This is a genomic window from Caballeronia sp. KNU42, from assembly GCF_053760385.1.
Map to the genome: position 1 here is coordinate 504,280 of NZ_CM132390.1, position 14,829 is coordinate 519,108.

Genomic DNA, 14,829 nt, shown 5'->3' on the forward strand with positions numbered 1-14,829 from the left:
TGAACGTCATTCGGCAGCGCTGAAAGCTTCGCTGCCGTTTCCCACTCTTCCTCCGCGAATTCAATGACCCCACGATCCTTCCTGCATTCCCTCATTGTCACGCTGGGCATGATTGCTGCCGCGAGCGCCCTGGCCGCTGCCCCTGCCGTTGTCCGGATCGGCGTGGCGACGCAAGGTTATGGCGATCCGCCCGTGTTCGGCGGCTCGTCGGCCGCCACCGCCCAGTTGCGGCACCTCACGGAAGACGCGCTCAAACCGGACGGCGTGAAGGTGGAATGGCTGTTCTTCAAAGGCGCCGGACCCGCGGTCAACGAAGCGCTGGCGAATCGCCAAATCGACTTCGCCTATCAGGGCGACCTCCCCGCCGTGCTCGGCCGCGCGAATGGCCTGAAAACGAAATTGCTGGTGGAATCGGGCGTGCGCACCGGCGTCTACCTGGCCGTGCCGCCCGACTCCGACATCAAGAGCGTCAAGGACTTAAAGGACAAGCGCGTCGCGATCTTTCGCGGCACCAACCTGCAGCTTGTCGTCGACAACGTCCTGAAGGCGAATGGCCTTTCCGAACGCGATCTGCGCGTGATCAATCTCGACGATGCCGCGTCTCAAGCGGCGCTTGCATCGAAGGGCGTGGATGCAGTGTTTCTCGACTTCAAGCTCTTCAAGCTCCAGCGGCAGGGCCTTGCGAAGATCATCTATGCATCGCGCGACGGTGGTCTCCAGTACACGCGCCAGGCGCATGTGCTGGTGCTCGACGACTTCGAGCATGACCATCCCGAGATCGTGCAAAAAGTCGTGACGTCAGTCGTACAAGCGGCTCAGTGGTCTGCCGACGAAGCCAATCGCCAGGCGCTCTTCACGCTGTGGTCGAAGAGCGGCGTGCCGGTGGAATCGTGGCAATCGGAGTACGCGAACCAGACGCTCAAGGACCGTACTTCGCCGCTGATCGATCCGTTTATCGTGGCCCGCTATCAGGCCGTTGCCGACGACGCGCTGCGTCTGAACCTGATCCGTCAGCCCGTGAGCGTGAACGGCTGGTTCGAGCCGAAGTATCTCGAGCAGGCCCTGAAAACGCTGAAGCTCGAGAACTACTGGCCGCGTTTCGATGCGGCCGGCAAGCCGCTGGCGTCCTGAACGTCTGAACTTTTCTGGAGAATCCGGTCATGGCGAACAGCATCGCTCGCACTTTGAATCCAGGCCAACGGGTGCCGCTCGACGGCACCCGCAGTCACACCGCGAGCGTCGCGCGATCGTTCGGCTGGATCGCGCTGCCCTGGCTCGTGCCCGTGGCATGTGCCGTGTTATGGGTGCTTGGTTCGCACTATGGCTGGATCTCGCCACAGATCCTGCCGTCGCCCGGCCTTGTCTTCGAAACCCTCGGCGGCCTCGCCAGCAGCGGCGAACTGTGGATGCATATTGGCGCGAGCCTGTCGCGGATCGCGGTCGGCTTCACGGGCGGCGTCATGCTCGGCTTGCTGCTTGGCGCATGGCTCGGACTATCGCGCACAGCCGAGGCTTACATCCTGCCCAGCTTCAATGCAGTGGTACAGGTGCCGGTGCTGGGCTGGCTGCCGTTCCTCATGATCGTGGTAGGCATAGGCGAACCGTTGAAGTATTTGCTGATCGGGCACGCCGCGCTCGTTCCGGTCACCTTGAGCACGCTGCAGGGATTTCGCCGGACCCCGCCCGCGTATCTTGATGTTGCGCGCGTCTTTCGTTATTCACGCCGCCAGACCATCTTCAACGTGATCCTGCCTTCGGCCGTGCCCGTCATCGGCACAGGTATCCGCCTTGCATTTACCAAGGCGTGGCTCACGCTGGTCGTGGTCGAACTGGTGGCATCGTCTGAAGGACTCGGTTACCTGATCGTGTACGGACGGCAGCTATTCCAGCTCGACCTGGTGCTTGCTTCGGTGCTGATCGTCGGTGCGATCGGATATGCGGCGGACCGCTTGCTGACCGTTCTCGAACACAAGCTCTCGCCCGCACGGCTGGCCTGAAGGAGTATCGACATGTCCACGCCGTCTCTCGAACTTGAAACCGGCTCCGGCGCCATCGGCGCTTCGGGCGAAGCGGGCAGAACCGGGCGCTGGCGCGGCTGCGTCATCCCGATTGCCACCCTCTTTGCCTGGTGGTTCGTCTCACGTCACGTAGTCGCCGGGCACGGCATGATGACCTCGCCGGCTCAAGTGCTGCACACGGCTATCGACCAGGCGAGAAGCGGCGCGCTATGGCGTGCGCTCTCGGCATCGCTCGCACGCGAGCTGACAGGCTTCACGCTCGGTGCAAGCCTTGGGCTCATGCTGGGCGCGTTATTCGGTGTCTCGCCCTTCGCGGACCGGCTGATTGGTCCAAGCTTCAACGCGTTCAAGCAGGTTTCCTTGTTTGCATGGATACCGCTGATCTCGGTATGGTTCGGTCTCGGCGATGTCGCCAAGGTCGTCTTCCTTTCGCTCGCCGCACTGGTGCCCGTGGTCGCACATACGAGCGACGGCATCCGGGCGGTCTCCCCTGCCCTGCTCGATGTTGCCCGGGTGTTCCGCTATAGCAAGTTGCAAACGCTTAGATACGTCGTCCTGCCGGCTGCGTTGCCGTCCATCTTCACCGGCATTTATCTTGCGCTGATTTATTCGTGGCTGGCGACGCTCGGTGCAGAGTATCTGCTGGTCGCGGGCAGCGGCATCGGCAACACGCTCGTCGACGGCAGCGAACAGTTCCGGATGGATCTCGTGGTGTTTGGCGTGATCGTGATCGGCATCACGGGCTGGGCGTTGAATGCGCTAGCCCGTGCCATCCAGCAACGCTGGTTCCGCGATCCGGCCGTTTGATTGCGCATTTTCTATCTTTCATAAAGAGTCCATATCATCATGGCGACTGCCTCTGTTACCTCAACCAGTGAGCTCGGCCTGCATCACGTCACGAAGCGTTTTGCCGGCGATGACCACTCGGTGCCCGTGCTCGATCGCATCGACCTGTCGGTGAAAAGCGGCGAGTTCGTGGCGATCGTGGGGGCGAGCGGGTGTGGCAAGTCCACGCTGCTGCGCCTGATTGCAGGGCTCGACGACCAGTTCGACGGCGAGATCGAATTCAGCGGCGAACGCGTTCGCACCACGGATCTTGCGCGCGGTATCGTGTTCCAGGATCACCGCCTGTTTCCGTGGCTCAACGTGGAGCAAAACATTGCGGTCGCACTGAAGAACTCCGGGCGCAGCAAGGAAGAGAACCGCCGCGCGGTCGCCGACCATATTGCGCTGGTTGGGTTAAAGGGGTATGAAAAGCATCATCCGCATCAGCTGTCGGGCGGCATGGCCCAGCGCGTGGCCATTGCTCGAGGACTCGTCAACCGTCCAAAGCTCCTGCTGCTGGACGAACCGTTCGGCGCGCTCGATGCACTCACGCGCGGCCGTCTTCAGAATGAACTGCGACGCATCTGGGAACACGAGCGGATCACGATGATCCTGGTCACCCACGACGTTGATGAAGCCGTGTTCCTGGCCGACCGCGTGGTGGTCATGCAAGCGCGGCCCGGGCGTATTGGCAAGGTGGTGAAGGTGGATCTGCAACGGCCTCGCAACCGCAGCGACGCAGCATTCGTACGTTTGCGCGATGAAATACTGGCGGACTTCAGCGTGCCGCAGGACGCGGCCGCCTGATCAGAAACGTTCTCTCCCGGGCACATGCTTCGCAACGTTTGCTTCTATCCAATCCGTGGCGCCGACGGGTTTGCTTCTGCCAAATGCTTGTTTCACTTGTTCCTTGAGGCTGGTTAATCTGGGACACATGCATCTACTGCATAGTGCAACGGAGGTAAACCAAGCATGCATTACAAGGGTTATGAAGTCGCTCCCGCGGCACAAGCGCTACCGAGCGGATTGTTCGCCGCCAATCTCGTGATTCAGGATGAAGCATCGCTGCAAAAGCGCGCTTATGTATTCGATGCGCTCGACTACTTCTTTGAATCCGATCTCGCCATTGCCTATGCCGCGCGCTGGGCCCGCATGTGGATCGACAATCGGCGGCTGCCGCGCGCCTGACTTCAAGGGCGCGGCGTTCCGTATTGGCGCTCAGTTCAATGCCACCGCAGCGGCCGCATTGACCGGCGACCCTTCCAGTGCGACCGAAGCGCGTCCGTCCGGCCCCACCGGCACATCGCCCACGAGCGTTGTCCGATACAGTTGGCGATCGAACTCCAGGTCGAAGATATCGGAAGGGGCAAGGTGCGCCGTCGACCGGTTGTCCCAGAACGCGATGCTGCCCGGCTCCCATTTGAACCGCACCGTGAACTCCGGACGCGTCACGTGTTCCCACAGCAGTTCGAGGATCGCCTGACTCTCACGCGGCGTCACGCCGACAATATGCTTCAGGAAACTCGGGCTGACATATAACGCCCGCTCGCCGGTTTCAGGGTGCACGCGGACCAGCGGATGTTCAGTGACCAGCGCGCGTTGCTGCACGGCTTGCTCAAACGCGCTGGTCGCGCTGGCCCCGGCGGGCGGTGTGAATTTATGCACGCCGCGCAAGCCATCGACAAAATCGCGCAGCGGCGCTGACAGTTTTTCATACGCGGCGACAAGGCTTGTCCATTGCGTGTCGCCACCATACGGCGGGATGGTGACGCCACGCAGGATCGACGCAAACGGCGGGTTGACGGCAGCGGTCACATCGGTATGCCAACCGGTCCATGGACGCAACAACGCCTGCCCTTCGAAGCGTGTCGCCTTGCGATACTTCGAAATGGAGTAGATCTCGGGATGCCCTTCAACGTGCCCGAACACCGGATGCCCCAGCGTGAGTTCGCCGAACTGCGCAGAGAACGCTACATGCTGTGCATGCGTGAGGAACTGCTCTCGAAAAAAGATCACCCGCCACTTCAACAAGGCTGCACGAATCTGCGCGACCTGATGGGTGTCGAGCGGCTGCGATAGATCGACGCCACTGATTTCAGCACCGATAAACGCCGACAACGGCGTAACCTGGACCGATTCGGTATTGCTTGCGACGGCTGCGTTCATTGCGTGTCTCCTGAAGAGGAATCGCCAGCTTGAGATGGGGGAAAGTCGGGCCCTTGAAGGTGAAGATCAAGCATGCGTGGCGACTTGCACATTACGACCGGCCCGCAGCGGCCTCAACCAATCGATCAGCATATGCAAACCACACTGAACGCAAAAGATGGCTCAGGACTAGAATCAATCTCGCAGTGTCGAATAACGTTATCGCGTTTTCTTCCTTCCCAATCGCCAGGAGCCGGACTAACGTCATCGCCATGAACTCAACCATCCAGTCATCTTCCAGTCTCCCTCATGAGCAATCGCCGGTCGCGTGGATCGCCGGGGTCGGCGCCAGTGCGGGACTCGGCGCGGCAGTTGCCCGGCGCTTCGCGGAGGGCGGTTTCACTGTCGCCCTCACGGGACGCACGGCCGGGCGTGTTGAAAGCATCGCTGCGGAGATTCGCGCCGCCGGCGGCGTGGCGCACGCATTGCCCGGCGACATCTCGAATGAAGCAGCCGTCGCCAAGCTCGCCGATCGCGTGCGTGAACTCGGTCCGCTAACGGCCGCCATATTCAACGCAGGCGGCGCCAGCCGTGCGCCAACGCTTGAATTGAGCGCAGCGGACTTCGAGCAGGCGTGGCGCACCGGTGTACTCGGTGGTTTCCTGTTTGCCCAGGCAGCGCTGCGCCGGATCTTGAACAACGGGCTGAACAGCGCCAGTTCAACGGGGCGCGGCACGTTGCTCTTCACGGGCGCTACGGCCGCGTTGCGCGGCAAACCACCCTTCGCCGCTTTTGCTGCGTCAAAGGCGGCATTGCGTTCTTTGAGCCAGACCCTTGCCCGCGAGTTCGGGTCCGAGGGAGTACATGTGGCGCATATTGTGATTGATGGAGGTATCGACGGTGAGCGCCTGCGGCAACACGCACCGCAGCGCGTACAGCAGGCGGGCGACGACGGCTTGCTGCAGGCAAGCGCCATAGCAGAGAGTTATTGGCAATTGCATCATCAGCATAGAAGCGCATGGACACAGGAACTTGATCTGCGTCCGTTCAAGGAAACCTTCTGAACAACGAGCCGCGCATTTATACGGTACGCGCGGTTCGTTTGCATGCGCTCCCTGCGGGCGCGTGACACCTTTACTTCTTTTTATCCCCTCATGTCGAAACGCCCTTTCCTTCTTGCGTTGGCGTTGTGCGCTGCGCTCGTTCCATTCAGTGTCCGCGCCGCCGGTGCGAACGAACTGCGCATCGGCTTCGTGCCCGGGCCTTACGCCGATGAATTCAAGGCCGGTGTCGAGCCGCAATTGCGCCAGAAGGGTTATACGATCAAGTATGTGGAATTCAGCACGGGGCTGGAGGCAAACCAGGCTGTGTATCGTGGAGAGATTGCAGCCGATGTCATGCAGCACGAGGTCTACCTGAAGTCATATAACGATCGTAACGGCACGGATCTGGTAGCGGTCGTACCGGTACCCACACCGCCAATGGGTCTTTATTCGAAGAAGCATCATGCACTGACGGAGGTTCACGCCGGCGCGACAGTGGCCGTGCCCAACGATCCGGTCAACCTGGAGCGCGCACTCAAGATCCTGCAGCGGATCGGCTGGATCAAGCTTCGTCCAAACAGCAATCCGGTCGATGTGACCGAGCGTGACGTGATCGCGAATCCGGCCGGCATCAAGATCGTTCCGCTTGAAAATGCGCAGGCGCCGCGTGCGCTCGATGACGTCGATTTCGCCGCCATCCAGGGTAACTTCGCCATCTTCAGCGGCTACAAACTCACGGATGCACTCGCCCTCGAACAGATGACACCGCCTTATATCAACCAGGTCGTGGTCAGGGCTGCCAACAAGACATCGCGCAGCACGCAGGACATTGTGGATGCCTATCAATCCCCTGTTTTCCAGCAGACCATCCTGAGCAACCACTTCTACGACGGCTTCCGTCTGCCGGAATACTTCGCCAGCAAGTAGGGTTATCGCCAGGCGATCCGAATAACCTTATGGAATTTTATTCGTTCAGCTTCGGGTGATGCGGGTATAGCTTTGAAGTCTTGATTCCCAGGCCGAGGAACGACCATGAGCACCGTATTCGAAGAACGTCCGCGTGCAGAAACGTTGCATGCGGTAGAAGCTGAACTCAACTATCTGCGTGCCGGTGAAGGCCGGCCGGTGAGCTACACGTTTGAACCGCCTGCCGGCGTGCCCTGGACTTCCGGCGTACTCGAACCCCGTCGAGTGACCATTCGCGACGCTCGTCCGCTCGCGGCAGCGGGAGAGTTATCGCTGGATAAAAGCGGTTTTGAACGCGTCGCGCACGCAAGCGCGCTGACCGACTTCAGCGACGACGCCGCCATCCGCTCGATCTACTACAGTGAGTCCGCACAGGTGCTGCTCAAGGCAACGGGCGCGGAGAAGGTCGTAGTATTCGACCACACCCTGCGAGATAGCTTGAACGGCTCGCGCGCAACCTCGTCGTTACGCGAGCCCGTGAGGTGTGTGCACAACGACCAGACGTTCGTCTCCGGGCCGCGTCGTGTGCGAGACCATCTGAGCGCCGATGAAGCCGTGCAACGCTTCAAGCATCGCTTTGCGATCATCAACCTGAGGCGCCCGCTCGACGTAGTGGAGCAGCTACCCCTGGCACTCTGCGACGCACGCTCGATTGCAGCGAGCGACCTGGTGCCAAGCGACCTTGTGTACAAGGACAAGGTTGGTGAGACCTTTTCCTTCACGCATAACCCGGCGCATCGCTGGTATTACTTCCCGAAGCTACGCCCCGACGAGGCCCTGCTGCTGAAGATCTACGACTCCCGCAACGACGGCACGGCGCGTCTGACCGCACACACGGCGTTTGAAGATCCCACTACGCCGCAAGGAGCCGCGCCGCGCAGAAGCATCGAATTGCGGGCACTCGTCTTCTGGAAGGAATGAAGCGCACTGAGCCGTCGCTGACCGGTGCAGCGCTTCCATCAAGCGCGTGCACCGGATCTTAGCTAAGCTTTCAAATTGGCATAAACACATGAAAACAGAATGGTTAGGTTAGCGCGCAAGTCATGAGAGGATTCGCGCCTGCCAACCAGAAAGAGTTTCAACATGCATCGTAGAACTGTCCTAGCAAGTCTCGCCTTCGCCGCACTCGGCGCAGTCTCCGGCGTCGCCCATGCGGAAGACGCGCCGCTGAAAATCGGCACCATGAGCGGCCCCGACGCGCAGATCTGGACCGAAGTGGCCAAGGTCGCAGCAACCGAAGGCCTCAAGATCAAGGTGATCGAATTCAACGATTACATCCAGCCCAATGCAGCGCTCGACGCCGGTGATCTCGACGCAAACGGCTTCCAGCACCAGCCGTTCCTCGACAGCCAGATCAAGCAGCGTGGCTACAAGATCGTCAACGTGGGACTGACCTATGTTGCGCCCATGGGCTTCTATTCGAAGAAGTTCAAGTCGCTGAAAGACCTGCCGCAAGGGGCCAAAGTCGGTATCCAGAACGACCCGTCCAACGGCAACCGCGCGCTGTTGCTGCTGCAGAAGAACGGCATCATCAAGCTGAAGGATGGTGTGGGTAAGGACGGCGTGAACGCAACGCCGCTCGACGTAGTCGAAAATCCGAAGGGCATCAAGCTGGTCGAACTCGACTCGGCACAGTTGCCGCGTTCGCTGGACGACCTCGCAGCCGCATCGATCAACACGGACTACGCCGTGAAAGCGGGCCTGTCGCCTACGAAAGACGCGATTGCTATCGAAGACCTGAAGGGTCCTTATGCCAACCTGATCGCGGTACGTACTCAGGATCGCAATGCACCCTGGGTCAAGAAACTGGTCGCCGCCTATGAGTCGCCGGACGTGAAGAATTTCATCAACACGCAGTTCAAGGGTTCGATCATCCCGGCGTTCTAAACGGGACACGCACGCCGCGCGGCGAACCGGTCATAGCTTCTGACGTTCTTACGTTGTGAGCTTTTATTGGTTCGCCCCGGCGGCGGCTTTCATTACATTGACCGGTCACTAAAAAATTGCATCAAAGACCATCAGGATCAATCGATGAAACCCGCCCGGCGCACCCTTCTTTCTCGTTTCTTTATCTCGCTCGCCATGTTGGCAGCTGCATGGGTGCCTGCCGCCGCGCACGCCTCGCCGCCCGCGGAAGTGAAGCTGGATTATGCGTACTACTCGCCCGAAAGCCTGGTCATCAAACGCCAGGGCTGGCTTGAAAAAGAGTTGGCGCCGGATCACACACAGGTCAAGTGGGTATTGAGCCTCGGCAGCAATCGTGCACTCGAATACCTGAACAGCGGCGCGATCGATATTGGTTCGACCGCGGGCCTTGCCGCCTTGCTAGGGCGCGCTAATGGCAATCCCATACGGGCGGTCTATATTTTCTCGCGGCCCGAATGGACCGCGCTGGTCGTACGAAAGGATTCGCCGCTCAAGACGCTGGCTGATCTGAAGGGCAAGAAAATTGCCGCGACCAAAGGCACCGACCCTTATCTCTTTACGTTGCGCGCGCTGCATACGGTCGGCCTGACGCGCGACGATGTGGAACTCGTCAACCTGCAACATCCCGATGGGCGCACCGCGCTCGCCAATGGGCAGGTCGATGCATGGGCCGGTCTTGATCCGCACATGGCCGCAGCGCAAATTGATGATGGCGCACGACTGCTTTATCGTAACGTTGCGTTCAACACGTATGGGTTCCTGAATGCGCGTGAGGACTTTATCAAGGAACATCCCGAGACCCTTGCGCACGTGCTGAAAGTGTACGAGCAGGCACGCGTGTGGATCGCAGCGCATCCGGATGAAACCGCGAAGATCATTTCAGAGGAGTCGAAGTTGTCGCTGCCGGTGGCGAAGCTGCAATTGAGCCGCAATGACTTCAGCCATCCGCAGCCGGGTGCCGAACAGATCGATGCGTTGAGGGCCGCCGCGCCTATTCTCACGCAGGAACAACTCGTCAAGCCGGGCACCGATTTGAATCAGGCGATCGACGCGCTGATCGATGTCAAGTTCGCGCAGCCAGTCATTGCATCGGCCTCGGCTAGTGCAAAATGAACCGCCCCGCGCTAAGAGCGAGTGCGATGTCCTCCGATGAATCCCTCGCACTGCCTGGACAATTGAAGTCCCGGGAGAAAACCGCGCGGTCCCCGCTGCAATCATGGCGCATTGCCGGGCTCCTGCTGCCCTTCGCGTTTCTCGGGCTCATGGAAGTGCTGGTACGAACCCATGTCGTGCCCGAGCATCTCGTTCCCGCACCCAGCACGATTGCTGAAACGCTCTGGCAACTCGGCGGAGAGCGTCTTGCACGGCATATTGGCGTGAGTAGCCTGCGCGTGTTTGCGGGCTTTGTCATTGGTGCACTCATAGCCATTTTTTTCGGTGCAGCGATGGGCTTGAGCCGCAGAATTGACTCATTGCTCGATCCGAGTTTTCAGGCGCTTAGAGCCATTCCATCGCTGGCATGGGTGCCTGTTCTCCTGCTATGGATGGGTATCGACGAAGCGCCGAAGATTACGCTGATTGCTATCGGCGCTTTCTTTCCGGTGCACATTAGCGTGGTCGCCGGCATTCGTGGCGTGGACCGCAAGCTAATCGAATTGGGCGAAGTGAATCGCCTGAGTCAGCGGGCGCTCTTTACGCGCATTCTGCTCCCGGCATCGCTGCCGCACATCTTCACCGGGCTTCGGACCGGCCTTAGCCTTGCGTGGATGTTCATGGTCGCCGCCGAGCTGATCGCAGCCACGCGCGGCCTGGGTTATCTGCTCAGCGACGGTCGCGAAACGGGACGACCGGACCTTGTGTTCGGGGCCATCCTGTTACTCGCGCTGCTCGGAAAACTCAGCGACAGCGTGCTTAAGGCAATCGAAACCCGCGTGCTTTCCTGGCGCGACACGAGTACCGGAAACAAGCGATGAGCGCCCCTCTTCTCGACCTGCGCGTCTCTGACAAGCACTACGACACGCGCAGCATACTCGAACGCCTGACGCTCACGATTCAGCGCGGGGAGATAGTGAGCCTGGTTGGTCCGAGCGGTTGCGGCAAGAGCACGCTGTTGCGCATACTCGCGGGCCTCGACCGGGACTTCAGCGGTGAGATCCTGCTGGATGGAAAACCGCAACAAGGCCCCTCGAACAGGATCGGGGTGATCTTTCAGGAGCCGCGTATATTGCCCTGGCTGAACGTGGCGGACAACGTCGGCTTTCCAGCCGGCCCGCGTCGCGGCAATGATCCGCGGGTGGGTAGTCTGCTGGCGGAAGTAGGTCTTGCCGAAGTGCGCGCCTATCTTCCCAAGCAGTTGTCTGGCGGCATGGCGCAGCGGGTGGCAATCGCGAGAGGCCTGTTTTCCGAGCCTGATTTGCTGTTGCTCGATGAACCGTTCAGCGCCGTCGATGCAATGACGCGCATGCGGTTGCAGGATCTTCTCTTATCGCTCGTGCGCTTGCATGGGACGGCAGCGCTCCTGGTCACGCATGATCTGGACGAAGCGCTTTATCTTTCCGACCGCGTGTTGCTCATGACACCGTCTGGTAAAACCGGTGCCGGTCGAATTGTGCGTGAGATCGAGGTGAGGATCAGGCGACCGCGCGATCGTCGCGACCTCGTGCTCGCGAGCCTGCGAGGCGAATTGCTCGAAGGTCTGGGGGCGGTCGCAATCTGACGCCGCCCTTCAATGCAGGTTCAAAGCCGTGCAATAGAGACTTCTGTCGACTTCACGAACGCAATGACTTCGCTGCCGACCTTCAGTTCCAGCTCATCAATTGAACGCGTGGTGATCACCGACGTGACAATGCCGTAAGGCGTTTCCACATCGACTTCCGAGACGACCGAACCGCGAATGATTTCCTTGATGTGCCCTTTGAACTGGTTGCGTACATTGATTGCCGTGATGCCCATGGTGATGCTCCGTATTGATTGAATGGTGCCGGGGCCGGTAGACAGCGGCAATGAGTGAATCGAATCGATAACCCGATCTAGGCCAGTTGCACACCGTTCCTGAGAACTCGCGACAACACCTGTTCTTCCAGATCGGCGAAACCCTCCGCCGTGCGCAAACGCGGCCGCTGCAGGGTGATGGCGGCATCGAAGGAAATCTTGCCTTCTTCGATCAGCACGATCCGCTCGCCCAGTGCCACCGCTTCCTGCACGTCGTGCGTGACGAGCAGCGCAGTGAAGCGATGCTCACGCCACAAACGTTCGATCAGTGCGTGCATTTCAATGCGCGTCAATGCATCGAGCGCACCCAGCGGTTCATCAAGCAACAACAAATCCGGCCGATGCACCAACGCGCGCGCAAGCGCCACCCGTTGGCGCTGACCACCCGACAATTGCGCGGGCCAATCGCCCTCCCGCGCACTCAAGCCCACTTCAGCCAGCGTCGCGCGAGCGTCTTCACGGGACGAACGCGGCAAGCCGAGCATGACGTTTTGCAGCACGCTTTTCCATGGCAGCAGGCGGGCATCCTGGAACATGATGCGTGTTTCAAGGACATTGGCTCCCGCCGCCGCGTTACGCTTTACTACTCCGCCGGTCGCTTTTTCAAGGCCCGCGATCAGCCGCAGCAACGTGGACTTGCCGCAGCCGCTGCGACCGACTATCGATACAAAGCTGCCGCGTTCAATGGCGAAATCGAAGTTCGACAACACCTTGCGCTCGCCGAAATGTTTATCGACACCTTGCAGTGCGACTGCCATGTCCGCTGACTGTGGCCGAGGCGCAGGTGCTGCCGGTGCGCGCTCTCTCGTGGCGACTCCCGACGCGTTCCCTTCGAGCACGGCGTTGCCGGATGCATACGGTGCGTAGCTTGATGTCACGTTTTTGCTCCCTTCTGGTACGCAGGATGCCAGCGTAGCGTTGCGCGTTCGATCGACTTGGCCAGCATGTCGGCGAGTTTGCCGAGCAGCGCGTAAAGCAGGATGCCGACCACGACTACATCGGTCTGCAGGAACTCACGCGCGTTCATCGTCATATAGCCGATCCCCGATTGCGCCGAGATGGTTTCGGCTACGATCAGCATCACCCACATCAATCCGAATGCGAACCGCACGCCTACCAGAATGGAAGGCAATGCCCCCGGCAGGATCACGTCGCGATACAAAGCGAAGCCAGAGAGCCCATAGCTGCGGGCCATCTCGATCAGGTCCGCATCAACCGAACGAATGCCGTGATACGTATTCGTATAGACGGGGAAAAACACGCCGAGCGCGACGAGGAACAACTTCGCTTCCTCGCCGATGCCGAACCACAGGATGACCAGCGGGATCATCGCGAGCGCGGGGATATTGCGGATCATCTGCACGGTCGAATCGAGGGCAATCTCAGCCGGCTTGAAGAGCCCCGTCCCCAACCCAAGCACAAAGCCGATGCTGCCGCCGATCGCAAAGCCCGTGAGAGCACGCCATGCGCTGACCTTCACGTTCGCCCACATGTCGCCCGACTGGATCAGCTCCCACGCGGCTTTGACAACGGCAAGCGGCTCGGGCAATACGCGTGACGACAAACCGCCTGTGCGAGCGGCCAGTTCCCATGCGACCAGGATCACGATAGGCACGAGCCACGGCGCAGCCTGTACACCGGCGCGGCGTAAAAACGGAACCACGTTCATCGGACCCCCGGGTTCAACTTTGCGAAGCACGCGGCAGATACGACGTGCCGACGATTTCACCGAACGGCCCCGACAACGGACCCGACGTGCGCTCTTTCTGTTCACGCGGCAGCAGCGGAAATACAAGCTCGGCGAACCGGTACGACTCTTCAAGATGCGGATAGCCCGACAGGATGAACGTGTCGATACCCAGCGCCGCGTACTCCTTCATCAAGCCCGCGACCTGCTCCGGATTACCCACGAGCGCCGTGCCCGCACCGCCGCGCACGAGGCCCACGCCTGCCCACAAATGCGGGTACACCTCGAGCTTGTCGCGCTGACCGCCATGCAATGCCGCCATGCGCCGCTGGCCTTCCGAATCCATCTTTGCGAACGATGCCTGCGCCCGCTGGATGGTTTCATCGTCGAGCTTGCTGATGAGCTTGTCCGCGTCGGCCCACGCTTCCTGCTCGGTCTCGCGCACGATCACGTGCAGGCGAATGCCGAACTTGATCTTGCGGCCTTTATCGGCTGCGCGGCGACGGATATCGGCGAGCTTCTTTTCCACTTCCGCGGGCGGTTCACCCCACGTCAGATAGGTATCGATATGATCGGCCGCGATCTCATGCGCCGCCGGCGACGAACCGCCAAACCACAACGGCGGATGCGCCTTCTGCACGGGCGGATAAAGTACCTTGCCGCCCTTCGAGCTCAGGTGCTTGCCTTCGAAATCGATCGTGCCGCCTTCATGCGATGCTTCGAGCAGGTCACGCCAGATGTGCAGGAATTCGTCCGTGACTTCGTAGCGGGTGTTGTGGTCGTTGAACACGCCGTCCCCGGCCAGTTCGATCGGGTCGCCGCCCGTCACCACGTTGATCAGCAGACGCCCGCCGGAGAGCCGGTCGAAGGTCGAAGCCATGCGTGCGGACAATGCCGGTGAAGTCAGGCCCGGGCGGATGGCGACGAGGAACTTGAGGCGTTTCGTGGCCGGGATCAGGCTGGATGCGACTACCCATGCATCTTCGCAGGAACGGCCCGTCGGCAACAGCACGCCTTCATAGCCGAGCGTATCGGCGGCCACCGCGATCTGGCGGAAGTAGTCGTAATCCGCGGCGCGCGCGCCTTGCGTCGTGCCGAGATAACGGCTGTCGCCGTGGGTCGGAATGAACCAGAAAACATTCATCGGGGGCTCCTGCCTTACGGGTATAAGTTCAAGTGTCGAGTGGGGGATTAGCGGAGGACGTATGAACAAAAGCGATGCGCATGT

General features: G+C 60.4%; 17 protein-coding genes. 12 read left to right on the plus strand and 5 right to left on the minus strand.

Translation table 11 applies throughout. The features are described 5' to 3' along the window. The first annotated feature begins 63 nt into the window (after window positions 1–63). The 5 genes from ACSOSP_RS33600 to ACSOSP_RS33620 all read left to right on the plus strand — a co-directional run bounded on the left by ACSOSP_RS33600 (window position 64) and on the right by ACSOSP_RS33620 (window position 4,031). Window positions 64–1,131: an ABC transporter substrate-binding protein gene (locus ACSOSP_RS33600; RefSeq protein WP_455314970.1), complete on the plus strand. Its 1,068-nt coding sequence runs from the start codon at window positions 64–66 to the stop codon at window positions 1,129–1,131. A gap of 29 nt (window positions 1,132–1,160) precedes the next feature. Next, window positions 1,161–1,997, plus strand: a complete 837-nt coding sequence (locus ACSOSP_RS33605) for an ABC transporter permease (RefSeq protein WP_455314971.1) — start codon at window positions 1,161–1,163, stop codon at window positions 1,995–1,997. Between the two features lie 12 nt (window positions 1,998–2,009). Continuing rightward, the gene (locus ACSOSP_RS33610) at window positions 2,010–2,825 is read left to right on the plus strand and encodes an ABC transporter permease (protein ID WP_455314972.1); all 816 of its coding nucleotides are present in this window, start codon (window positions 2,010–2,012) and stop codon (window positions 2,823–2,825) included. Window positions 2,826–2,864: 39 nt separating this feature from the next. Beyond that, window positions 2,865–3,650, plus strand: a complete 786-nt coding sequence (locus ACSOSP_RS33615) for an ABC transporter ATP-binding protein (RefSeq protein ID WP_455314973.1) — start codon at window positions 2,865–2,867, stop codon at window positions 3,648–3,650. 165 nt (window positions 3,651–3,815) lie between these two features. Continuing rightward, the gene (locus tag ACSOSP_RS33620) at window positions 3,816–4,031 is read left to right on the plus strand and encodes a hypothetical protein (RefSeq protein ID WP_031357276.1); all 216 of its coding nucleotides are present in this window, start codon (window positions 3,816–3,818) and stop codon (window positions 4,029–4,031) included. 30 nt (window positions 4,032–4,061) lie between these two features. Here the strand turns inward: ACSOSP_RS33620 and ACSOSP_RS33625 are convergent, their stop codons facing one another. Beyond that, on the minus strand, window positions 4,062–5,009 hold the full coding sequence (locus tag ACSOSP_RS33625) for a TauD/TfdA dioxygenase family protein (protein WP_031357275.1): 948 nt from the start codon (window positions 5,007–5,009) through the stop codon (window positions 4,062–4,064). Between the two features lie 251 nt (window positions 5,010–5,260). Between ACSOSP_RS33625 and ACSOSP_RS33630 the strand changes: the two genes are divergently transcribed. The 7 genes from ACSOSP_RS33630 (at window position 5,261) to ACSOSP_RS33660 (ending at window position 11,639) form a co-directional block, all read left to right on the plus strand. Beyond that, window positions 5,261–6,052 (plus strand): SDR family NAD(P)-dependent oxidoreductase, encoded by a 792-nt coding sequence (locus tag ACSOSP_RS33630; RefSeq protein WP_455314974.1) that lies wholly within the window; start codon window positions 5,261–5,263, stop codon window positions 6,050–6,052. 90 nt (window positions 6,053–6,142) lie between these two features. Continuing rightward, a complete protein-coding gene (locus ACSOSP_RS33635) occupies window positions 6,143–6,958 on the plus strand; it encodes a MetQ/NlpA family ABC transporter substrate-binding protein (protein ID WP_455314975.1) in 816 nt (271 codons plus the stop codon). Window positions 6,959–7,063: 105 nt separating this feature from the next. Next, window positions 7,064–7,918, plus strand: coding sequence for a CmcJ/NvfI family oxidoreductase (locus ACSOSP_RS33640; RefSeq protein ID WP_455314976.1), 855 nt, complete (start codon window positions 7,064–7,066; stop codon window positions 7,916–7,918). 162 nt (window positions 7,919–8,080) lie between these two features. Beyond that, on the plus strand, window positions 8,081–8,884 hold the full coding sequence (locus tag ACSOSP_RS33645; RefSeq protein ID WP_455314977.1) for a MetQ/NlpA family ABC transporter substrate-binding protein: 804 nt from the start codon (window positions 8,081–8,083) through the stop codon (window positions 8,882–8,884). A 195-nt stretch (window positions 8,885–9,079) separates the two neighbouring features. Beyond that, complete coding sequence (locus ACSOSP_RS33650; protein ID WP_455315409.1) at window positions 9,080–10,036, plus strand: aliphatic sulfonate ABC transporter substrate-binding protein; 957 nt, start codon at window positions 9,080–9,082, stop codon at window positions 10,034–10,036. Window positions 10,037–10,062: 26 nt separating this feature from the next. After that, complete coding sequence (locus ACSOSP_RS33655) at window positions 10,063–10,896, plus strand: ABC transporter permease (protein ID WP_455314978.1); 834 nt, start codon at window positions 10,063–10,065, stop codon at window positions 10,894–10,896. Then, window positions 10,893–11,639, plus strand: a complete 747-nt coding sequence (locus tag ACSOSP_RS33660; protein ID WP_455314979.1) for an ABC transporter ATP-binding protein — start codon at window positions 10,893–10,895, stop codon at window positions 11,637–11,639. The genes ACSOSP_RS33655 and ACSOSP_RS33660 overlap by 4 nt, the downstream gene beginning before the upstream one ends. Window positions 11,640–11,659: 20 nt before the next feature. On the opposite strand, the gene ACSOSP_RS33665 is transcribed toward ACSOSP_RS33660, so the two are convergent. From ACSOSP_RS33665 to ssuD, 4 genes are all read right to left on the minus strand, one after another. Continuing rightward, window positions 11,660–11,875, minus strand: coding sequence for a TOBE domain-containing protein (locus ACSOSP_RS33665; RefSeq protein ID WP_031357267.1), 216 nt, complete (start codon window positions 11,873–11,875; stop codon window positions 11,660–11,662). A gap of 77 nt (window positions 11,876–11,952) precedes the next feature. Next, window positions 11,953–12,792, minus strand: a complete 840-nt coding sequence (locus ACSOSP_RS33670) for an ATP-binding cassette domain-containing protein (RefSeq protein ID WP_455314980.1) — start codon at window positions 12,790–12,792, stop codon at window positions 11,953–11,955. Further along, window positions 12,789–13,583 carry an aliphatic sulfonate ABC transporter permease SsuC gene (gene ssuC, locus ACSOSP_RS33675; protein WP_455314981.1) on the minus strand — a complete coding sequence of 265 codons (795 nt, stop codon included), beginning with the start codon at window positions 13,581–13,583 and terminating at the stop codon, window positions 12,789–12,791. The genes ACSOSP_RS33670 and ssuC overlap by 4 nt, the downstream gene beginning before the upstream one ends. Window positions 13,584–13,596: 13 nt before the next feature. Continuing rightward, complete coding sequence (ssuD, locus tag ACSOSP_RS33680; RefSeq protein ID WP_455314982.1) at window positions 13,597–14,745, minus strand: FMNH2-dependent alkanesulfonate monooxygenase; 1,149 nt, start codon at window positions 14,743–14,745, stop codon at window positions 13,597–13,599. Window positions 14,746–14,829: the final 84 nt, after the last annotated feature.